Origin of the sequence: Cupriavidus sp. UGS-1 (genome assembly GCF_021213615.1) — a bacterium.
Taxonomy (GTDB): domain Bacteria; phylum Pseudomonadota; class Gammaproteobacteria; order Burkholderiales; family Burkholderiaceae; genus Cupriavidus.
Genome location: NZ_JAJQJF010000006.1, coordinates 234,231 through 255,490 on the forward strand (window position 1 = coordinate 234,231; position 21,260 = coordinate 255,490).

Genomic DNA, 21,260 nt, shown 5'->3' on the forward strand with positions numbered 1-21,260 from the left:
GTGAAGGCCAAGCCATATGACGGATCACCCCACCACTTTCTCCCATCAGGCCGACCCGCACAAGCGGGCGCGACTGCGCTGGCGCGCGCGCCGCGGCCTGCTGGAGAACGACATCATCGTCGAACGTTTTTTCAACCGTTACGAGGAGAGCCTGTCCGACGAGGACGTGGCATCGCTGAGCGAGCTGCTCGAGCTCAGCGACAACGAGTTGATGGACCTGCTGCTTGCCCGCAAGGAGCTGGACGGTGAGCTCGACACGCCGCCGATGCGCAAGCTGCTTGGCCTGCTGCGCTCGGTGTGAGTTTGGTCAACACTATTATTCTTAGCATTTGAAGGAACCGACATGACGCCGTCCGATGTGAAAGCCACGCTATCGTTCTCCGATGGGTCCCCCAGCGTCGAGCTGCCGATCTACAAGGGTACCGTCGGCCCGGACGTGATCGACATCCGCAAGCTGTACGGCCAGACCGGCAAGTTCACCTACGACCCGGGATTCATGTCGACGGCCTCCTGCAATTCCCGCATCACCTACATCGACGGTGACAAGGGCGAACTGCTGTACCGCGGCTATCCGATCGAGCAACTGGCCGAGAAGTGCGACTTCCTCGAAGTCTGCTACCTGCTGCTCAAGGGCGAGCTGCCCAACGCCAAGCAGAAGGAAGAATTCGTCGGCCGCGTGATGAACCACACGATGGTTCACGAGCAGATGCAGTTCTTCATGCGGGGCTTCCGCCGCGATGCGCACCCGATGGCCGTGCTGACCGGCCTGGTGGGCGGCATGTCCGCGTTCTATCACGACGCGATGGACATCAACGATCCGCACCAGCGCGAAATCTCGGCGATCCGCCTGATCGCGAAGATGCCGACCCTGGTCGCGATGTCCTACAAGTACAACATCGGCCAGCCGTACATCTACCCGCAGAACGACCTGTCGTACACCGGCAACTTCATGCGCATGATGTTCGCCACGCCGTGCGCGCCGTTCCAGGTCAACCCGGTGCTCGAGCGCGCGCTGGACCGCATCTTCATCCTGCACGCCGACCACGAGCAGAACGCGTCGACCTCGACCGTGCGCCTGGCCGGTTCGTCGGGCACCAACCCGTTCGCGGCGATCGCCTCGGGCGTGGCCTGCCTGTGGGGCCCGGCTCACGGCGGCGCCAACGAAGCGGCGCTGAACATGCTGGAAGAGATCGGCAGCGTCGACAACATCGGCGAGTTCATCAAGCAGGTCAAGGACAAGAACTCGGGCGTGCGCCTGATGGGCTTCGGCCACCGCGTCTACAAGAACTACGACCCGCGCGCCAAGCTGATGCGCGAGACCTGCCACGAGGTGCTGAACGAGCTGGGCCTGCACAACGACCCGCTGTTCAAGCTGGCGATGGAGCTGGAAAAGATCGCGCTGGAAGACGAGTACTTCGTCAGCCGCAAGCTGTACCCGAATGTCGATTTCTACTCGGGCATCGTGCAGCGCGCGCTGGGCATCCCGACCTCGATGTTCACCTGCATCTTCGCGCTGGCCCGCACCGTGGGCTGGATCTCGCAGTGGGAAGAGATGATCACCGATCCGGAGTACAAGATCGGCCGCCCGCGCCAGCTGTTCAACGGCGCCGCGACCCGCGACGTGCCGGAGATGGGCAAGCGCTGATCCGCGCTCGCGCCAACCGCGTCGAAGAACGCCCCGTGCCCCGGCACGGGGCGTTTTTTATTGGGGGCGGATTTCTGAACAGGGATTGTCCCTACTCAACCCTTTCGGCTGATGCGCCGTAAATCGATGCAGCAATCGTCTGCATCCCGCCCATCACAAGAGAAGGGGTAATCACATGTTCGGCTCGCTGCGCGCGCGCATCGTTGGATTCTCGGTGGCCATCGTCGTCGTCGCGCTGGTCTGCAACGCCGTGGTCAACCATCTGGTTGCCTCCCGCTACAACGACGAAGCCATCCGCAACAATCTGCGCGCGGTGCAGGCCGGCCATGTCGACGCGATCGCCGAATGGGTGTCCGCCCATACGGCCAGCATGGCCGCGCTGCACGAGGCGGCGCTGCAGGAGGACCCGGGTCCGGTGCTGAAGCTGATCGTCGAGGCCGGCGGCTTCCTGAACACCTTTGTCGGCTACCCCGACAAGCGCCACCATTTTTCCAATCCCGAGAGCGTCAAGCCTGGCTTCGACCCGACCTCGCGGCCGTGGTACAAGCTCGCGTCGGCCGCCGGCAAGCCGGTGGTCACGCCGCCTTACGTGTCGGCCAGTACCGGCAAGATGGTGGTGACGTTCGCGGTGCCGATCATCCGCGACGGCAGCCTGCGCGCGGTGGTTGGCGGCAATGTGCCAATGGACGGCGTCGTCGAGAACGTGCGTTCGATCCATCCGACCCCGAGCAGCTTCGGCATCCTGGTGGCGCGCAACGGCCAGATCGTCGCGTATGGCGACGACAAGCTGATGCTCAAGCCGATCGGCGAACTGATCCCCGGCCTGGACGGCGACAAGCTGGCCGCGCAGCTGGGCATCGACACGCCGATGGAGGTGATGGTCGGCGACGAGGCCAAGCTGCTGGGCGTGACGGCCGTGCCGGGCACCGACTGGATGGCGGTGATCGCGCTGGACAAGGCCGAGGCCACCGCCGGCATGCGCTCGGTGCTGGTCGCCTCGGTGATCTCGCTGGTGGTGGTGGCGCTGGCCGCCGCGCTGATCATGGCGGCCGTGACGGCGGTCTCGTTCCGCCGCCTGTCGTCGATTCGCGATGCGATGGCGGCCATCGGCAGTGGCGACGGGGACCTGACGCGCCGGCTGCCGGCGCAGGGCAAGGACGAGGTCGCGCAGATCGCCGGCGCCTTCAACGCCTTTGCCGACAAGCTGGTCGGCGTGATGCGGCAGATCCGCGATGCCAGCGAGGCCGTGCACGGGGCCGCCAACGAGATCGCCGCCGGCAATGCCGACCTGTCGCGCCGCACCGAATCGGCGGCCGCGAGCCTGCAGCAGACGGCGGCGTCGATGGAGCAGATCACCGCGACGGTGGGGCAGTCCGAGGCGTCGGCCCGCGCCGCCGAGCGCTCTTCGGTGCAGGCCAAGCAGGTCGCCGACGAGGGCGGCCACGCGATCCAGGCCGCGGTCCGGACCATGGGCGACGTGCAGCAGGCGGCGGTCAAGGTGTCGGACATCACCGGCGTGATCGACGGCATCGCGTTCCAGACCAATATCCTGGCGCTGAATGCGGCCGTGGAAGCGGCGCGCGCCGGCGAGCAGGGGCGGGGCTTCGCGGTGGTGGCGGGCGAGGTGCGCTCGCTGGCGCAGCGCAGCTCGCAGGCGGCCAGGGAGATCAAGACGCTGATCGAGTCGACGGTCAGCAGCGTCAACGCGGGCTCCGAGCAGGTCGAGCGCAGCGGCGGCACCATGCGCGAGATCGTCGGCAACGTGACCAGCGTGTCGCAGGTGATCTCCGAAATCCTGCATGCGGCGCAGGAGCAGACGCGCGGCATCCAGGAGGTCAACGCCGCCGTGGGGCAGCTGGACCAGATGGTCCAGCAGAACGCGGCGCTGGTCGAGCAGTCGACCGCGGCCGCGACGATGCTGCAGGACCAGGCGGGCCGGCTGGCCGGCGTGGTGCGGACCTTCCGGCTCGATTGAAGGGGTGCCGGGGCCGGCCTGCGCAGCCCCTTGCCGACGAAAACGCCGCGAAAAAACGGCGTTTTCGCCATCCGCGAAATCCCCCTTTCGCCAATCACATTACATCGCCGCCGGCGGCAAACCCTTGTTTCGCCGGGGTTTCCGGCATAATTCCCCCCGAAGTCAAGCAAACGCAGCCACGCAGCCCCGCGCTGCCTTCGACGCTGCGAAGACCTCCTCCCCGCAACTTCTATCAGCGGTGCCGGCCCGCCTCGGCGAGGCTGTCGCCGCCCCCCGCGACATGGCCAAGACGCTCTACGACAAACTCTGGGACGACCATACCGTGCACGTCGAGGAAGACGGCACCACGCTGCTCTATATCGACCGGCACCTGCTGCACGAGGTGACCAGCCCGCAGGCGTTCGAAGGGCTGAAGCTGGCCGAGCGGCCGGTGTGGCGCATCAGCGCGAACCTGGCGGTGTCGGACCACAATGTGCCGACCACCGACCGCAGCCACGGCATCGCCGACCCGATCTCGAAGCTGCAGGTCGACACGCTGGACGCCAACTGCGACGCCTACGGCATCACGCAGTTCAAGATGACCGACCACCGCCAGGGCATCGTGCACGTGATCGGACCGGAGCAGGGCGCGACGCTGCCCGGCATGACGGTGGTCTGCGGCGACTCGCACACGAGCACGCACGGCGCCTTCGGCGCGCTGGCGCACGGCATCGGCACTTCCGAGGTCGAGCACGTGCTGGCCACGCAGACGCTGCTGGGCAAGAAGGCGAAGAACATGCTGGTCAAGGTCGAGGGCAAGCTGCCGCGCGGCTGCACGGCCAAGGACATCGTGCTGGCCATCATCGGCAAGATCGGCACCGCGGGCGGCACCGGCTACACCATCGAGTTTGCCGGCTCGGCGATCCGCGACCTGACGATGGAAGGGCGCATGACCGTCTGCAACATGGCGATCGAAGCGGGCGCGCGCGCCGGCCTGATCGCCGTCGACGACGTCACGCTCGACTACGTCAAGGGCCGTCCTTATGCGCCGCAGGGCGCCGAGTGGGAGCAGGCGGTCGCCTACTGGCGCACGCTGCATTCGGACCCGGGCGCGCATTTCGACCGCGTGGTCGAGCTGCGGGCCGAGGAAGTGCGACCGCAGGTCACCTGGGGCACCTCGCCCGAGATGGTGATCAGCATCGAGGACCGCATCCCCGATCCGGACAAGGAAAAGGATCCGAACAAGCGCAACGCGATCGAGCGCGCGCTGCAGTACATGGGCCTGCAGCCGAACGTGCCGATCCAGGACGTGCGCATCGACAAGGTCTTCATCGGCTCGTGCACCAACAGCCGGATCGAGGACATGCGCGCCGCCGCCTGGGTGGTGCAGAAGCTGGGCCGCCGCATCGCCTCCAACGTCAAGCTGGCGATGGTGGTGCCGGGCTCGGGCCTGGTCAAGGAACAGGCCGAGCGCGAAGGGCTGGACAAGGTCTTCAAGGCCGCCGGCTTCGAATGGCGCGAGCCGGGCTGCTCGATGTGCCTGGCGATGAATGCCGACCGGCTCGATCCGGGCGAGCGCTGCGCCTCGACCTCGAACCGCAACTTCGAGGGCCGGCAGGGCGCCGGCGGCCGCACGCATCTGGTCAGCCCGGCGATGGCGGCGGCGGCCGCGATCGAAGGCCATTTTGTCGATATCCGCCAGCTCGGCTGACGCCTCGCCGACCCCGGAACCAAGGACGAGACCATGGAAAAGTTCACTGTACACAAGGGCCTGGTGGCGCCGCTCGATCGCGCCAACGTCGATACCGACGCGATCATTCCCAAGCAATTCCTCAAGTCGATCAAGCGCACCGGATTCGGTCCGAACCTGTTCGACGAATGGCGCTATCTCGATGTCGGCCAGCCGGGCCAGGACAACAGCAAGCGCCCGCTGAACCCGGACTTCGTGCTGAACCAGCCGCGCTACCAGGGCGCGTCGATCCTGCTGGCGCGCGACAACTTCGGCTGCGGCAGCTCGCGCGAACACGCGCCGTGGGCGCTGACCCAGTACGGCTTCCGCGCGGTCATCGCGCCCAGCTTCGCCGACATCTTCTTCAACAACTGCTACAAGAACGGCCTGCTGCCGGTGGTGCTGACCGAAGCCCAGGTCGACCAGCTGTTCAACGAGACCAATGCCTTCAACGGCTACCAGCTGACCATCGACCTGGAGCGCCAGGCCGTGATCACGCCGTCGGGCGCCGGCTTCGAGTTCGACATCGCGCCGTTCCGCAAGTACTGCATGCTGAACGGCTTCGACGATATCGGCCTGACGCTGCGCCACGCGGACAAGATCCGCGCCTTCGAGGCCGAGCGCGTGGCGAAGATGCCGTGGCTGAACCACCGGCTGGTCGGCTGACGCCGGCGTAGCACCGCGCAGCGCGCTGCCTGCATTGCAGGCAAACCGCAACGAACCGAAACGACAACAAGGCAAACACAGCATGAAGATCGCAGTCCTGCCGGGCGACGGCATCGGCCCCGAGATCGTCGAACAGGCCGTCAAGGTCCTGAACGCCCTCGACGAGAAGTTCGAGATGGAAACCGCGCCGGTGGGCGGCGCCGGCTACGAGGCCAAGGGCCATCCGCTGCCCGAGGAAACGCTGAAGCTCGCGCAGCAGGCCGACGCGATCCTGTTCGGCGCGGTGGGCGACTGGAAGTACGACAGCCTGGAGCGCGCGCTGCGCCCCGAGCAGGCGATCCTGGGCCTGCGCAAGCATCTGCAGCTGTTCGCCAACTTCCGCCCGGCGATCTGCTATCCCGAGCTGACGGGCGCCTCCAGCCTGAAGCCCGAGCTGGTCGCGGGCCTGGACATCCTGATCGTGCGCGAGCTGAACGGCGACATCTACTTCGGCCAGCCGCGCGGCGTGCGCACGGCGACCGACGGGCTGTTCCCCGGCGCGCGCGAGGGCTTCGACACGATGCGCTACAGCGAGCCGGAAATCCGCCGCATCGCCCACGTCGCGTTCCAGGCCGCGGCCAAGCGCGGCAAGAAGCTGTGCAGCGTCGACAAGGCCAACGTGCTCGAGACTTTCCAGTTCTGGAAGGACATCGTGATCGAGGTGTCGAAGGAGTATCCGGACGTCGAGCTGTCGCACATGTACGTCGACAACGCCGCGATGCAGCTCGTCAAGGCGCCCAAGAGCTTCGACGTGATCGTCACCGGCAACATGTTCGGGGACATCCTGTCGGACGAGGCCGCGATGCTGACGGGCTCGATCGGCATGCTGCCGTCGGCCTCGCTGGACGCCAACAACAAGGGCCTGTACGAGCCGTCGCACGGCTCGGCGCCGGACATCGCCGGCAAGGGCGTCGCCAACCCGCTGGCGACCATCCTGTCGGCCGCGATGATGCTGCGCTATTCGCTGAACAAGGCCGAGCAGGCCGACCGCATCGAAAACGCCGTCAAGACCGTGCTGGCCCAGGGCTACCGCACCGCGGACATCCTGACGCCGGGCTGCAGGCAGGTCGGCACCCGCGAGATGGGCGAGGCGGTACTGGCAGCGTTGTAAGGATCGAGGGCGCTGGTTGCCCCCCTCCCCCGGCCCCTCTCCCGCGAGCGGGAGAGGGGAGAGAACCGGCAGCGTGGTTCAGTGCCGCTGGTGTACTCCCTCTCCCGCATGCGGGAGAGGGCCGGGAAGAGGGCAGCCCCAGCTCAACCCCGGAAAATCGTGTAGACTGCGCCGATGCCCCGAATCGCCCGATTCCTCCCGACGGAAATTGCCTTGCCGGCCGCCCTGCGCGCCACGGCGGGCGCGGGTACGCGCGGCGCCATCACCGCAACGACGATTAAAACCATTATCAAAACCACGATCGCCTAGATCGTTCGTCGTGCCTGCCCGTCTTCCCCGCGCAGCCACGCCGGGCGAGGAAAATGCGGGGAAGTTTTCAATCACATCCGAGGTTAGTCATGATTGTAGGTCTCGTCGGTTGGCGAGGAATGGTCGGCAGCGTGCTGATGCAACGCATGCAGGAAGAGCGCGACTTCGACCATATCGAGCCGGTTTTCTTCAGCACGTCCAACGCAGGCGGCAAGGCGCCGGCGATGGCCAAGAACGAAACCACGCTGCAGGACGCCAACGACATCGAAGCGCTCAAGCGCTGCGACGTCGTGCTGACCGCCCAGGGCGGGGACTACACCAACGAGGTCTTCCCGAAGCTGCGGGCCGCCGGCTGGAAGGGCTACTGGATCGACGCCGCTTCGTCGCTGCGGATGAAGGACGACGCGATCATCGTGCTCGATCCGGTCAACCAGGGTGTGATCAAGGACGCGCTGTCCAAGGGCGTCAAGAATTTCATCGGCGGCAACTGCACGGTCAGCTGCATGCTGATGGGCCTGGGCGGGCTGTTCCAGCACGACCTGGTCGAGTGGATGACCTCGATGACCTACCAGGCCGCCTCGGGCGGTGGCGCCCAGCACATGCGCGAGCTGCTGACCCAGTTCGGCACGCTGAACGCCGCGGTCAAGCCGCTGCTGGACGATCCGGCCTCGGCGATCCTGGAAATCGACCGCACCATCCTGGCGACCCAGCACGGCCTGTCCGCCGACGAAACCAAGCAGTTCGGCGTGCCGCTGGCCGGCAACCTGATTCCGTGGATCGACAAGGACCTGGGCAACGGCGTGTCGCGCGAGGAATGGAAGGGCGGCGCCGAGACCAACAAGATCCTGGGCCGTGGCGACGGCTTCCTCGGCGCCACCGGTGCCACGCCGATCGCGGTCGACGGGCTGTGCGTGCGCATCGGCGCGATGCGTTGCCACTCGCAGGCGCTGACCATCAAGCTGCGCCGCGACGTGCCGCTGGACGAGATCGAAGGCATGCTGGCCGCCCATAACCCGTGGGCCAAGGTCGTGCCGAACACCCGCGAAGCCAGCATGACCGACCTGACGCCGGCCGCCGTGACCGGCACGCTGACGATCCCGGTCGGCCGACTGCGCAAGATGCAGATGGGCGGCGAATACCTGTCGGCCTTCACCGTCGGCGACCAGCTGCTGTGGGGCGCCGCCGAGCCGCTGCGCCGCATGCTGCGGATCCTGATCGAGAGCTGATCGCCTGCCGACCGGCTGACGTGGCGTTGCGGCGAGCCGACACCCCGGCCGCCGCGCCGCCACCCGCTGGCCAACGACGCCGCGCCGATGCGCGGCGTTGTCGTTTCCGGACATTGTCCCGTCGGGGTCTTGGGTCACAATACCGTGCTTTCGCGCGATCGCCCGTCGAACCCCCACCCCGCATGAGGTCCCAGTGAGCCACCATCGCCGCCTCCCCACGACAGAGCACCCACACCGTCCACCTCGTCCACCTCGTCCGCATGGCCCACGCCGGCCGCGCCGCCACGCGCTGGCGGCCGCCGCCCTCGGCGTGCTGCTGAGCCAGGCGCTGCCGCCTTCGGCCGCTGAAGCGGCGTCGCTGGGATCGCTGCAGGTGCTCTCGGCGCAGGGCCAGCCGCTGCAGGCCGAGATCGAGCTGCGCGATGTCGCGGCCGGGGAGGCCGAGGGTTTGACGCTGGCGCTGGCCTCGCCCCAGGCCTATGCGGCGGCGGGACTGACCTATCCGGCGGGGGCCGAGGGGCTGCAGATCCAGCTGGCGCGCAACGCCGACGGCCGCCATGTGGCGCGGCTGCGCTCGGCGCAGCCGATGGGCGGGAACTTCATCGATCTGCTGCTGGAGTTGCGCGGGCCGGGCGGGGCGGCCGGCGCCGTCGGGGCGACTGCAACGACAACCCGGGCCTACACCGTGCTGCTGGCCGCGCCGCCGGCGGATCCGGCCATCGCCGCCCAGCCGGACGCCGGTACGACGCCGCTGGTGCAGGCCGCCACGCCGGAGCCGGCCGCGCCGGCGGTTGCTCCTCCCGCGCAGCCGCCGGCCGCCGCGGCCGCCGGCTCGGCCATGAAGCCGGCCACGAAGCCGGCCGCCAAGCCTGCCACGAAGTCGCCGGGCATGGCCGGCGGCAGCTACACCGTCCGCCGCGGCGACCATCTGTACGGCATCGTGCGCGAACTGGTGCAGCAGCGCGACGCCGTCTCGCTCGATCAAATGGTGGTCGCGCTGTACCGCGCCAATCGCGATGCCTTCATCGCCGGCAACATGAACCGGCTGAAGGCGGGCGCGGTGCTGTCGCTGCCGTCGGCGCAACAGTCCGGATCGATCGCCGGGCCGGAGGCGCGCCGCGAGATCGTCGCGCATACCCGCGCCTTCGATGCCTACCGCAACCGGCTGGCCGATGCGGCCGCGGCGATGCAGGTGCAACCGCAGAGCGGCCAGCAGCAGCGCGGGCAGATCACCGCGCGCGTGCACGACGCCGCCGTGCCGGAGCAGGCGCGCGACGAACTGCGGCTCAGCAAGCCGGAGGCGGGCGCCGTGGCGCCCAACGGCGAGAGCGCCGAGGCGAAGCTCGCACGCGAGCGCCAGTTGCGAGAGGCGGAGGAGCGCCTGACGCAGTTGCGCAAGAACGTCGGCGACATGCAGCGCCTGCTCGAGATGAAGAGCGCCGAGCTGGCCAGGCTGGGGCAGGACGGCAAGCCGGAGCAGCCGGGGCAGGGCGCCAGCGCTCCGGCAGCGCCGGCCACCGTCGCGCCAGGCACGCGGCCCAGCGCGGCCGCGCCGGCGGCCTCCGCATCGCCATCGGGTGCCGCCTCGGCCCCCACATCGCCGCTGCACGCCTCGGCCTCCTGGTTCGATACGTTGCTGCAGAGCCCGTGGACCTTGCCGGGCGGTGGCATCGCACTCGCGCTGCTGGGCGGCTACGCGCTGTACCGGCGCCAGCGCCGTCCGCTGGCCGCAGAGCCGGGGGAGCCTGGGGCTCCGACCGCTGGCGCCGATATCCTCGCCGGAGCCCCGATCGCGCTGACTGGCCTGAGCCTGCCGCTGGATGCCTTTCCGGCGCCCACCGGCGACCAGCCGATCGCCGCGCCGGCGTCCGCGGCGCAGGCGTTCGCCGACCTCCCGGTGGAGGCCGACGACGGCCAGGACATCGAGGCCGACGAGCCGCACACGCCGCGCACGACCGCGCCCGCGCCTCGTCCGCTGGCCTTCGACCTCGGCGGGATCTCGCTCGATCTCGATGGCGGCGATGCCGGCACCCGTTCCGCCAAGGGCTCGCCTGATATCATGGCGCCCCCCGATACGTCCTCCGATACGTCCTCCGATACGTCCCCCGGCACGCCGCCGCGTTCGTGAGCCCGCATCCAAAACGCGCATCCATGACCCGTCTCGCCCTCGGCCTCCACTACGACGGCACCGCCTTCTCCGGCTGGCAGTCGCAGCCGCACCGCAATACCGTGCAGGACGTGCTGGAGGACGCCATCGCGCAGTTCGCCGGCGAGCGGCTGCCGACCACGGTGGCGGGGCGGACCGACGCGGGCGTCCATGCGCTGGGGCAGGTGATCCACCTTGATACCGTGCTGTCGCGCGAGCCGTTCTCGTGGGTGCGCGGCGTCAATGCCTTCCTGCCGCCGACCATCGCGCTGCAATGGGCCAAGCCGGTCGACGAGGCGTTCCACGCCCGCTTCGCCGCGTTCGAGCGGACCTACTACTACGCGCTCTACACCGGTCCACACCGCGCGCCGCTGGTGCACGGCCGCGCCGGCTACCTGATGCTGCCGCCGGGCAAGCGGCTCGACGTCGACGCGATGCGCGAGGCCGCCGCCTGCCTGATCGGCGAGCACGATTTCTCGGCCTTCCGCGCCGCCGAGTGCCAGGCCAGGTCGCCGGTCAAGACGATGTACGAGATCCGCATCCACGCCGACCGCGATTGGGTATTCCTGCGTTTTCGCGCCAGCGCCTTCCTGCACCACATGGTCCGCAACCTGATGGGCTGCCTGGTGGCGGTGGGGCGGGGGCGCTATCCGGCCTCGTGGCTGCCTGAGGTGCTGGCCTCGCGCCAGCGCAGCATGGCCGCGCCGACCTTCATGCCGGACGGCCTGTATCTGGCCGGCGTCAGGTATCCTGAGCCCTATGGCATCCCGGCTGCTGATCCGGCCGGCAGCCTGTTTCATGGAGTGTTTGCCGATGCCTTCGCCAACTAGCGTGCCCGGCGCCGAGGCGCAGTTCGTGCCGGTCCGCCCGCGCACCCGTATCAAGATCTGCGGGCTGACCCGCGAGGACGACGTGCGCGCGGCCGTCGATGCCGGCGCCGACGCGATCGGGCTGGTGTTCTATCCCGGCAGCCCGCGCCATGTCGATGTGGCCCGCGCCGCCGCGCTGGCCGAGGCCGCCGGCCCCTTCGTCGCGGTGGTCGGCCTGTTCGTCAATGCCGACGCCGAGGAGATCGCCCACGTGGCCGAACGGGTGCCGCTGTCGCTGCTGCAGTTCCACGGCGACGAGAGCGCGCAGGACTGCGCGCGCGCCGCCCAGCGCTGCCGGCTGCCGTTCCTGCGCGCGGCGCGTGTGCGCCCCGGTCTCGATTTGGTAGAATTCGGCGATCAATATCGTGACGCCGCAGCCATCCTGCTCGATGCCTTCGTCGAAGGCTATGGCGGCGGCGGCCACGCCTTCGACTGGACCCTGATCCCTCCCGGATGGATTGCGCCTGATCCCGGCACATCGACATGCAACGGCAATCGAACCGCAAGCGCCGCTCCTCGCATCGTTTTGAGTGGTGGGTTGAACGCGCAAAACGTGGCTGGCGCGATTGAGCGCGTGCGCCCCTACGCCGTCGATGTCAGCAGCGGCGTGGAGGCGGCCAAGGGCGTCAAGGACCCCGCCCGCATCGCCGACTTCGTGCGCGCGGTGCGCGCCGCGGATGCCAACCACGCCGCCTGAGCCTGGCGACCGACCGGCGCCGATCACAGACATCGCGCCGGTCCCGCAAGCCACCCTGTTCCCCTGCCGCGGCCGATCCAACGAAGACGGCCGCGCCACCCGGAAGCCCCACTCATGTACAACCTGCCCGATTCCCGCGGCCACTTCGGCCCCTATGGCGGTACCTTCGTCTCCGAGACCCTGACCTACGCACTGGACGAACTGCGCGAGGCCTATGCCAACCTGCGCAACGACGCCGAGTTCGAAGCCGAATTCCGCCGTGAACTGAAGCATTTCGTCGGCCGTCCGTCGCCGATCTACCATGCGCAGCGCTGGAGCGAGACGCTCGGTGGCGCGCAGATCTACTTCAAGCGCGAGGACCTGAACCACACCGGCGCGCACAAGATCAACAACGTGATCGGCCAGGCGCTGCTGGCCCGCAAGATGGGCAAGCCGCGCGTGATCGCCGAGACCGGCGCCGGCCAGCACGGCGTGGCCACCGCGACCATCGCCGCCCGCTTCGGCATGGAGTGCGTGGTCTATATGGGCGCCGAGGACGTCAAGCGCCAGGCCGCCAACGTCTACCGGATGAAGCTGCTGGGCGCCACCGTGGTGCCGGTCGAGAGCGGTTCGAAGACGCTGAAGGACGCGCTGAACGAGGCGATGCGCGACTGGGTCACCAACGTCGAGAACACCTTCTACATCATCGGCACCGTCGCCGGCCCGCACCCGTATCCGGCGATGGTGCGCGATTTCCAATGCGTGATCGGCGAGGAGGCCAAGGTGCAGATGCCGGAGATGACCGGCCGGCAGCCCGATGCGGTGATCGCCTGCGTCGGCGGCGGCTCCAACGCGATGGGCATCTTCTATCCGTATATCGACCACCAGGACGTCAAGCTGATCGGCGTCGAGGCGGCCGGCGACGGCATCGACACCGGCCGCCACGCGGCCTCGCTGAGCGCCGGCTCGCCCGGCGTGCTGCACGGCAACCGCACCTACCTGCTGCAGGATCCGAATGGCCAGATCATCGAGACGCATTCGGTGTCGGCGGGGCTGGATTATCCGGGCGTCGGTCCGGAGCACGCGTGGCTCAAGGACAGCGGCCGTGCCGAATACGTCTGCATCACCGACGACGAGGCGCTGCGCGCCTTCCACGATTGCTGCCGGATCGAGGGCATCATCCCGGCGCTCGAATCGAGCCATGCGATCGCCTACGCGTGCAAGCTGGCGCCGACGCTGCCCAAGGACAAGCTGCTGCTGGTCAACCTGTCGGGCCGCGGCGACAAGGACATGCACACGGTCGCCGAACGTGCGGGGTTGACGCTCTGATGCGCACGCTTCCCGAAGCCGCACCGGGCGCCGCCGCCGACACCATCACGCCGACGGTCGGCGGCGACGCGATCGCGCTGACCGCCGCGCCGGCGCTGCCGGCCCTGCTGTACCAGGAGGACGTACTCGACGGCGTGCGCCGGCTGGCCGACGGTTCGATCGATCTGGTGGTCGCCGACCCGCCCTACGGGCTCGGCAAGGACTACGGCAACGATTCGGACCGGCTGTCCGGCCAGGCCTATCTGGAATGGTCCGAGCGCTGGATCGACGCGGTGGTGCCCAAGCTGTCGCCGCGCGGCTCGCTGTACCTGTTCTGCACCTGGCAGTACTCGCCCGAGCTGTTCGTGATGCTCAAGCGCCGGCTGACGATGGTCAACGAGATCATCTGGGACCGGCGCGTGCCCAGCATGGGCGGCACCACGCGCAAGTATTCGTCGGTGCACGACAACATCGGCTTCTTCGCCAAGGCCCGCGACTACTACTTCGATCTGGACTCGGTGCGGGTGCCGTACGACGCCGAGACCAAGAAGGCGCGCAGCCGCCCGCGATTCGAGGGCAAGAAGTGGCTGGAGGTCGGCTACAACCCGAAGGACCTGTGGAGCGTGCCGCGCATCCATCGGCAGGACCCGGAGCGCGCCGACCATCCGACGCAGAAGCCGCTGCAGATCGTCGAGCGGATGGTGCTGTCCAGCTGTCCGCCCGGCGGGCTGGTGCTCGATCCGTTCACCGGCAGCGGCACCACCGCGGTCGCCTGCGCGCGCCACGGGCGCCGCTTCGTCGGCTTCGAGATCAATCCCGCCTATGTCGACGTCGCCCGTGCCCGTGTGGCTTCGGTGATGCCGCTGGCCCGGGCCGATGCGGCGCAAGCGGCGGAAGCCGCCGAAGCCGCCGCCGCCGCTTCGATCGCCGCCGTCCCGTCTACTCCGGCAGCCGCCAACGACGCCGGTCCGGCGGACGCGCTGCCTCACCTCGCATCCTGACCATGTCCCGCATCCAAACGACTTTCGCGGCGCTGTCCGCACAAGGCAGGAAGGGCCTGATCCCCTTCATCACCGCCGGCGATCCCGAGCCCGGCCTGACCGTCGCGCTGATGCATGCGCTGGTCGAGGGCGGCGCCGACGTGATCGAGCTGGGCGTGCCGTTTTCCGACCCGATGGCCGACGGCCCGGTGATCCAGCGCGCCTCCGAGCGGGCGCTGGCCAACGGCGTCAGCCTGACCCAGGTGCTGGGGTGGGTGCGCGAATTCCGCCAGCGCGACGCCGCCACGCCGGTGGTGCTGATGGGCTATGCGAATCCGATCGAGCGGATGGGCGAGCGCGCCTTCGCGCAGGCCGCCCGCGAGGCCGGCGTCGACGGCGTGCTGGTGGTCGATTACCCGCCCGAGGAGTGCGAGGCGTTCGCCCAGCTGATGCGCGAGCACGACGTCGATCCGATCTTCCTGCTGGCGCCGACCACCACCGACGCCCGCATCGCGCAGGTCGCCAGGGTGGCCAGCGGCTATCTGTACTACGTGTCGCTGAAGGGCGTGACCGGCTCCGGCGCGCTCGACCTCGACAGCGTCGCCGCGCGCCTGCCGGTGATCAAGCGCCACGCCAACCTGCCGGTCGGCGTCGGTTTCGGCATCCGCGACGCGCAGACCGCGCGCGCGATCGCCAGCGTGGCCGACGCGGTCGTGATCGGCAGCCGGCTGGTGCAACTGCTGGAGGAAGCGCCGCGGGAACAGGCGGTACAATCGCTGCGTTCGTTTATCGCGGAGATCCGCGCGGCGCTGGACGGCAAGGCGTGACGCATTAGCCTCATATTGGCGCACTTCGGCGATATTTCACCGCCGGCAGCCGCCGATCCCTGCCTTCCGCAGCACAGAAAGTCGGCCCCTGGGCGGCGAGCGTGGTACATTCGCCGCCTTGGCCGATGGCCGGGCCTGCACCTGCGCGCACGTGCGCCGTAACAAGCGGCAATGCCACGCTGCGATGCGCCGGGCCGCGGCCTTATCCGAAAGGAGCGTTTTGATGAGCTGGTTGGATAAACTCCTGCCCCCGAAGATTCAACAGACCGACCCCTCGTCCCGCAAGGGCATCCCCGAGGGCCTGTGGGTCAAATGCCCGTCGTGCGAGTCCGTGCTGTACCGGACCGACGTCGAGGCCAATCTGCATGTCTGCCCCAAGTGCGACCACCATATGCGCATCCGCGCGCGCGAGCGGCTCGATTCGCTGCTCGACGCCGAGGGCCGCTATGAGATCGGCCAGGAAATCGTGCCGGTCGACGCGCTGAAGTTCAAGGACTCGAAGAAATATCCGGACCGGATCAAGGCCGCGATGGACGAGACCGGCGAGACCGACGCGATGGTCGTGATGGGCGGCGCGATCCACACCATTCCGGTGGTGGTCAGCTGCTTCGAATTCGCCTTCATGGGCGGCTCGATGGGTTCCGTGGTCGGCGAGCGCTTCGCCCGCGGCGCGCAGGCGGCGCTGGAGCAGAAGGTGCCGTTCATCTGCATCAGCGCCACCGGCGGCGCGCGCATGCAGGAAAGCCTGCTGTCGCTGATGCAGATGGCCAAGACCACCGCGATGCTGAACAAGCTGTCGGCGGCCAGGCTGCCGTTCATCAGCGTGCTGACCGACCCGACCATGGGCGGCGTCTCCGCGAGCTTCGCCTTCCTGGGCGACGTGGTGATCGCCGAGCCGAAGGCGCTGATCGGTTTTGCCGGCCCGCGCGTGATCGAGCAGACCGTGCGCGAAAAGCTGCCCGAAGGCTTCCAGCGCGCCGAGTTCCTGCTGCAGAAGGGCGCCATCGACATGATCGTCGACCGGCGCAAGCTGCGTGCCGAGCTCGCGCAACTGCTGGCGCTGCTGCAGAAGCAGCCGGCCGACGCGGTGGCCTGAACGGACGCCGATCGCCGAAGGATGGTTTGACGACGCGGACCTGGTCCGCGTTTTTCATTGAGTAGTATCGATTCACGGGTGCTGTTCTCCCTCTCCCCCTCAGGGGGAGACGGTTGGGGAGAGGGGGTGGCTTGGAACCCGCCCAGGGCCTGCCGCCACCGCTTGCCCTCTCCCCCAGCCCTTCTCCCGCAAGCGGGAGAGGGGAGCGGTGGCCCGCGAACCGCAGCTGATCACCGCAGCATCATGCCTATCTTCTCCTCCCTCCCCGAGTGGCTGGCCCACCTCGAAACCGCGCATCCGGTCGGCATCGACATGGGCCTGACCCGGATCAGCCGGGTCAAGGAAGCGCTCGGCCTGCGCATCGACGCGCTGGTCTTCACCGTGGGCGGCACCAACGGCAAGGGTTCGACCTGCGCGATGCTCGAACGCATCCTGCTGGAAGCAGGCTACAAGGTCGGCTGCCATACCACGCCGCACCTGCTGTCATTCAACGAGCGCGCGCGCATCAACGGCGAGATCGCCACCGACGCCCAGCTGCTGCCGCATTTCGAGGCGGTCGAGCGCGCCCGCACCAGCTTCGCCGACCCGGTCAGCCTGACCTATTTCGAGTTCACCACGCTGGCGATCGTCCATGCCTTTGCCGCCGCGCAGCTCGACGCGATCATCCTGGAGGTCGGGCTGGGCGGCCGGCTTGACGCGGTCAATGTGTTCGATCCCGACTGCGCGATCGTCACCAGCGTCGATATCGACCATGCCCAGTACCTGGGCGACACGCGCGAGAAGATCGGCTTCGAGAAGGCCGGCATCTTCCGCCCGCATGTGCCGGCGATCTGCGGGGACCCGATGCCCCCGGCCTCGCTGGTCGAGCACGCCGAGACGATCGGCGCCGACCTGTGGCTGGTCGGCCGCGATTTCCAGCACCAGGCCGCCAAGGGCCAGGAGCGGCTGCAGTGGGACTGGAGCGGCCGCGGCCGCAAGCTCAATGGTCTGGGCTATCCGGCGCTGCGCGGCGCCAACCAGCTGCTGAACGCGTCGGCCGCGCTGGCCGCGCTGCAGGCGGTGCGCGACCGGCTGCCGGTCAGCGCGCAGGAAGTGCGCAATGGGCTCGCCTTCGTCGATCTGCCCGGGCGCTTCCAGGTGATGGCGGGCCGTCCGACGGTGATCCTCGACGTCGCCCACAACCCCCATGCCGCCGCGACGCTGGGCCAGAGCCTCGACAACATGGGGTTCTTCCGCTACACCTACGCGGTGTTCGGCGCGATGGCGGACAAGGACATCGCCGGCGTGCTGCGCCACCTGAGCGACAAGGTCGATCACTGGTGCCTGTGCGACCTGCCGACGCCGCGCGCGGCCAGCGCGCAGGACCTGCTGGAGCACTTGGAGCAGGGTGGCTTCCAGCCGGGTCCGGATGCCACCGCGGCGTGCTTTGCGAGCCCCGAGGCGGCCTATCGGGACGCCATCGAGCGTGCCACCGAGAATGATAGAATCCTGGTCTTCGGATCGTTCTACACCGTGGCCGGCGTGATGGCGTACCGCGCGACCCAGGCCAACTAGCCTGCGGACCATTTTCCAGGGCACTACGCGGGCACTTCCGGGGCACGCGCCGCGGTCGAGCGACAAACCAAGGGGCGGCCGCGCCTGCCGCCCGCACCGAACCAATCTATGGGCCTGCTTTCGCTGTTTTCCTTCCGCAAGGGCAAAGACGCGGCACCGGAGCGCGCACGGCGCGCCCGCGGCGACGCCGGGGCCGCCGGCACCCGCGCCGGCAGCCGCGATACGCGCCGGGGTGCCGATCGAGGTGCCGACGATTATGCGGACGACATGCTGGACCCGGAATTCCCGCAGAAGCAACGCGCGCGGCGCCGCCTGATCGGCGCGCTGGTGATGACGGTGGCCGCGGTCATCGTGCTGCCGATCGTGTTCGAGACCGAGCCGCGTCCCGCCGCCGACCAGATCGCGGTGCGCCTGAGCGGCGGCCAGGGCGAGGCGCAGGCCAGGCCCGAGCCGCGCAAGGCGGCGCCGCTGGCCCCGCAGCAGCAATCCCGCCTCGATGCGCAGGCGCTCGATGCCGGCGAGGAACTGGTCAGCGCACCGGCAGCCCGTGGGGTCGACAAGCCGGCCGACAAGCCGGCGGAAAAGCCCGCCGAGCGCACCGAAGCGGTGGCCAAGGCCGATCCCAGGCCGGAATCGAAGCCCGAATCCAGGACGGAAGCCAGATCGTCCGGCAGCGGCAAATATGTGATCCTCGTCGGCGCCTTCTCGACCGAGGACAAGGCGAAGCAGTGGATGAGCAAGTTGAAGGCGAACAAGGTGCCCGCATATATCGAACGCAAGGCGCTGGCCGACGGCGAACGCATCCTGCTGCGCGCCGGCCCGTTTTCCGACCGCGATGCCGCCGACGCCGCCGAGAAGCGGGTCCGCGCGGCCGGCCTGACGGCCCGCGTGGTCGAGCTCTGAGCGGCGGCGGACAGCGGTGCTGGCGGGAATGCAGCTGACGTTCTTCGACTACGCGGTCGTGTTCGTGCTGATCGCCTCGGGGCTGGTCGGCGCGCTGCGCGGCCTGATGCGCGAACTGCTGTCGCTGGTGGGCTGGATCGCGGCGTTCTTCGTGGCCTACAACTATGTCGGGGTCGCGGCGCAATGGATGCCCGAGTCGCTGCCCGGCGGAGCGCTCGCGCGCAGCGCCGCGGGATTCGCGGTATTGTTCTTCGGCACCGTGATCGGTGCGGCGCTGGTCGGCGCGGTGATCGGCCAACTGCTGGAGACCACCGGCCTGAAGCCGGCCGATCGCGGGCTGGGACTGGTGTTCGGAGTGGCGCGCGGCGCGCTGGTGGTGATGCTGCTGGTCACATTGGCCGGCTTCACCAAATTGCCCGACGAACCTTTCTGGCGCGACGCGGTGTCGCGCCCCTATGTGATCGCCGCGATGGAGTCGCTGCGGCCCTGGTTGCCGCCGGAAATCGCCAAATACGTCAGAACTTGAGGCCGGGCACCCGCCCGGCATGAAATTTTCGCGCCTGGTCTGCCGTCGGCAGCGCGCAGGGCGCGCCGAATCAAAGCCTTTCCTGGGAGCTTGGCATGTGCGGTATCGTCGGTGTGGTGTCTGCCACGCCCGTCAATCAGTTGATTTACGACAGCCTGCTGCTGTTGCAGCACCGCGGTCAGGACGCCGCGGGCATCGCGACCGCCAACGGCAGCACCTTCCACATGCACAAGGCCAACGGCCTGGTGCGCGACGTGTTCCGCACGCGCAATATGCGCGGCCTGCCGGGCGCGGCGGGCATCGGCCAGGTGCGCTACCCCACCGCGGGCTCGGCCTCCAGCGAGGAAGAGGCCCAGCCGTTCTACGTCAATGCGCCGTACGGCATCATCCTGGCCCATAACGGCAACCTGACCAACTGGCAGCAGCTGCGCGAGGAGATGTTCCGGCGCGATCGCCGCCACATCAATACGCATTCGGATACCGAGGTGCTGCTGAACGTGCTGGCCGACGAGCTGCAGCGCGCCAGCAACGGCACTTCGCTCGATCCCGAGATCATCTTCGCCGCGGTGGCCGGCATGCACCGCCGCGTGCGCGGCTCGTATGCGATCGCCGCGCAGATCGCCGGCTACGGCATGCTGGCGGTGCGCGATCCGTTCGGCATCCGTCCGCTGTGCCTGGGCAGCGTCGAGACGCCCAACGGCAAGGAATGGATGGTCGCGTCGGAGTCGGTGGCGCTCGAGGGCATCGGCTACAAGCTCGAGCGCGACGTGGCGCCGGGCGAGGCGATCTTCATCGATCTGGACGGCAAGCTCTACACCAGGCAGTGCGCCGACAATCCGCTGCTGAACTCCTGCATCTTCGAATACGTCTACCTGGCTCGGCCGGATTCGTGCATCGACGGCGTGCCGGTCTACGATGCGCGGCTGCGCATGGGCGACTACCTGGCCGAGAAGATCCGCAGCGAGGTCAGCGCCGGCGATATCGACGTGGTGATGCCGATTCCCGATTCGAGCCGGCCCGCGGCGATGCAGGTTGCCAACAAGCTGGGCCTGAACTATCGCGAGGGCTTCTTCAAGAACCGCTATGTCGGCCGCACGTTCATCATGCCCGGCCAGGCGGTGCGCAAGAAGTCGGTGCGCCAGAAGCTCAACGCGATGGGCGTCGAGTTCAAGGGCAAGAACGTGCTGATCGTCGACGACTCGATCGTGCGCGGGACCACCTCGTTCGAGATCGTGCAGATGGCGCGCGATGCGGGCGCCAACAAGGTGATCTTCGCGTCCGCGGCGCCGCCGGTGAAATTCCCGAACGTCTACGGCATCGACATGCCGACCCGCAGCGAGCTGGTCGCGCATGGCCGCAGCCATGACGAGATCTGCCGCATCATCGGCGCCGACCAGCTGGTCTATCAGGACGTCGAGGCGATGAAGCAGGCGGTGCGCGACATCAACCCGGCGCTGAAGGACTTCGAGGCCTCGTGCTTCGACGGCAAGTACATCACCGGCGATATCGACGAGGCCTATCTGGACCGCCTCGAGACCGCGCGCAGCGAAGCCGACCGCGAGGGCGGCGGCGACACCGAGCGTTCGCAGCTGCATCTGCAGCGCTCGGGCGGCAACGAGTAAAGTTTCACGGCTGTCTTCCCAGGCGCCGACTTTCTCCCCTCTCCCACTGGTGGGAGAGGGGCGGGGGAGAGGGC

The 21,260-nt window shown here is 68.5% G+C and carries 19 protein-coding genes; all 19 read left to right on the forward strand.

The window, feature by feature from the left end; translation table 11 throughout:
- Positions 1 to 16: 16 nt before the first annotated feature.
- The 19 genes from LRR16_RS11135 to purF all read left to right on the forward strand — a co-directional run bounded on the left by LRR16_RS11135 (position 17) and on the right by purF (position 21,186).
- A complete protein-coding gene (locus tag LRR16_RS11135) occupies positions 17 to 301 on the forward strand; it encodes a succinate dehydrogenase assembly factor 2 (RefSeq protein ID WP_006578088.1) in 285 nt (94 codons plus the stop codon).
- Between the two features lie 42 nt (positions 302 to 343).
- A complete protein-coding gene (gene gltA, locus LRR16_RS11140) occupies positions 344 to 1,645 on the forward strand; it encodes a citrate synthase (RefSeq protein WP_006578089.1) in 1,302 nt (433 codons plus the stop codon).
- Positions 1,646 to 1,820: 175 nt separating this feature from the next.
- Complete coding sequence (locus LRR16_RS11145; RefSeq protein ID WP_232205870.1) at positions 1,821 to 3,620, forward strand: methyl-accepting chemotaxis protein; 1,800 nt, start codon at positions 1,821 to 1,823, stop codon at positions 3,618 to 3,620.
- A 280-nt stretch (positions 3,621 to 3,900) separates the two neighbouring features.
- On the forward strand, positions 3,901 to 5,310 hold the full coding sequence (gene leuC, locus LRR16_RS11150; protein WP_006578092.1) for a 3-isopropylmalate dehydratase large subunit: 1,410 nt from the start codon (positions 3,901 to 3,903) through the stop codon (positions 5,308 to 5,310).
- 33 nt (positions 5,311 to 5,343) lie between these two features.
- On the forward strand, positions 5,344 to 5,994 hold the full coding sequence (gene leuD / locus LRR16_RS11155; RefSeq protein WP_023263465.1) for a 3-isopropylmalate dehydratase small subunit: 651 nt from the start codon (positions 5,344 to 5,346) through the stop codon (positions 5,992 to 5,994).
- 82 nt (positions 5,995 to 6,076) lie between these two features.
- Complete coding sequence (gene leuB / locus LRR16_RS11160) at positions 6,077 to 7,144, forward strand: 3-isopropylmalate dehydrogenase (protein WP_232205871.1); 1,068 nt, start codon at positions 6,077 to 6,079, stop codon at positions 7,142 to 7,144.
- A 174-nt stretch (positions 7,145 to 7,318) separates the two neighbouring features.
- The gene (locus LRR16_RS24405; protein ID WP_255674109.1) at positions 7,319 to 7,453 is read left to right on the forward strand and encodes a hypothetical protein; all 135 of its coding nucleotides are present in this window, start codon (positions 7,319 to 7,321) and stop codon (positions 7,451 to 7,453) included.
- 89 nt (positions 7,454 to 7,542) lie between these two features.
- Positions 7,543 to 8,679 carry an aspartate-semialdehyde dehydrogenase gene (gene asd / locus LRR16_RS11165; protein WP_006578096.1) on the forward strand — a complete coding sequence of 379 codons (1,137 nt, stop codon included), beginning with the start codon at positions 7,543 to 7,545 and terminating at the stop codon, positions 8,677 to 8,679.
- Between the two features lie 310 nt (positions 8,680 to 8,989).
- A complete protein-coding gene (locus LRR16_RS11170) occupies positions 8,990 to 10,807 on the forward strand; it encodes a FimV family protein (RefSeq protein WP_370646791.1) in 1,818 nt (605 codons plus the stop codon).
- A gap of 23 nt (positions 10,808 to 10,830) precedes the next feature.
- Complete coding sequence (truA, locus tag LRR16_RS11175) at positions 10,831 to 11,655, forward strand: tRNA pseudouridine(38-40) synthase TruA (protein WP_006577315.1); 825 nt, start codon at positions 10,831 to 10,833, stop codon at positions 11,653 to 11,655.
- Entirely contained in the window at positions 11,639 to 12,391 is a 753-nt protein-coding gene (locus tag LRR16_RS11180) for a phosphoribosylanthranilate isomerase (RefSeq protein ID WP_232205873.1), read from the forward strand. Before truA ends, LRR16_RS11180 begins: the two co-directional genes overlap by 17 nt.
- A gap of 114 nt (positions 12,392 to 12,505) precedes the next feature.
- On the forward strand, positions 12,506 to 13,699 hold the full coding sequence (trpB, locus tag LRR16_RS11185; RefSeq protein ID WP_232205874.1) for a tryptophan synthase subunit beta: 1,194 nt from the start codon (positions 12,506 to 12,508) through the stop codon (positions 13,697 to 13,699).
- The gene (locus LRR16_RS11190) at positions 13,699 to 14,679 is read left to right on the forward strand and encodes a site-specific DNA-methyltransferase (RefSeq protein WP_232205875.1); all 981 of its coding nucleotides are present in this window, start codon (positions 13,699 to 13,701) and stop codon (positions 14,677 to 14,679) included. Before trpB ends, LRR16_RS11190 begins: the two co-directional genes overlap by 1 nt.
- A gap of 2 nt (positions 14,680 to 14,681) precedes the next feature.
- The gene (trpA, locus tag LRR16_RS11195; protein WP_064575940.1) at positions 14,682 to 15,485 is read left to right on the forward strand and encodes a tryptophan synthase subunit alpha; all 804 of its coding nucleotides are present in this window, start codon (positions 14,682 to 14,684) and stop codon (positions 15,483 to 15,485) included.
- 223 nt (positions 15,486 to 15,708) lie between these two features.
- Positions 15,709 to 16,581 (forward strand): acetyl-CoA carboxylase, carboxyltransferase subunit beta, encoded by an 873-nt coding sequence (gene accD / locus LRR16_RS11200; RefSeq protein ID WP_006579934.1) that lies wholly within the window; start codon positions 15,709 to 15,711, stop codon positions 16,579 to 16,581.
- A 243-nt stretch (positions 16,582 to 16,824) separates the two neighbouring features.
- Positions 16,825 to 18,135 (forward strand): bifunctional tetrahydrofolate synthase/dihydrofolate synthase, encoded by a 1,311-nt coding sequence (folC, locus tag LRR16_RS11205; protein WP_232205876.1) that lies wholly within the window; start codon positions 16,825 to 16,827, stop codon positions 18,133 to 18,135.
- Between the two features lie 108 nt (positions 18,136 to 18,243).
- Positions 18,244 to 19,038 (forward strand): SPOR domain-containing protein, encoded by a 795-nt coding sequence (locus tag LRR16_RS11210; protein ID WP_232205877.1) that lies wholly within the window; start codon positions 18,244 to 18,246, stop codon positions 19,036 to 19,038.
- Between the two features lie 28 nt (positions 19,039 to 19,066).
- A complete protein-coding gene (locus LRR16_RS11215; RefSeq protein WP_006578036.1) occupies positions 19,067 to 19,564 on the forward strand; it encodes a CvpA family protein in 498 nt (165 codons plus the stop codon).
- A gap of 95 nt (positions 19,565 to 19,659) precedes the next feature.
- A complete protein-coding gene (gene purF / locus LRR16_RS11220; protein ID WP_232205878.1) occupies positions 19,660 to 21,186 on the forward strand; it encodes an amidophosphoribosyltransferase in 1,527 nt (508 codons plus the stop codon).
- Positions 21,187 to 21,260 lie beyond the last annotated feature (74 nt).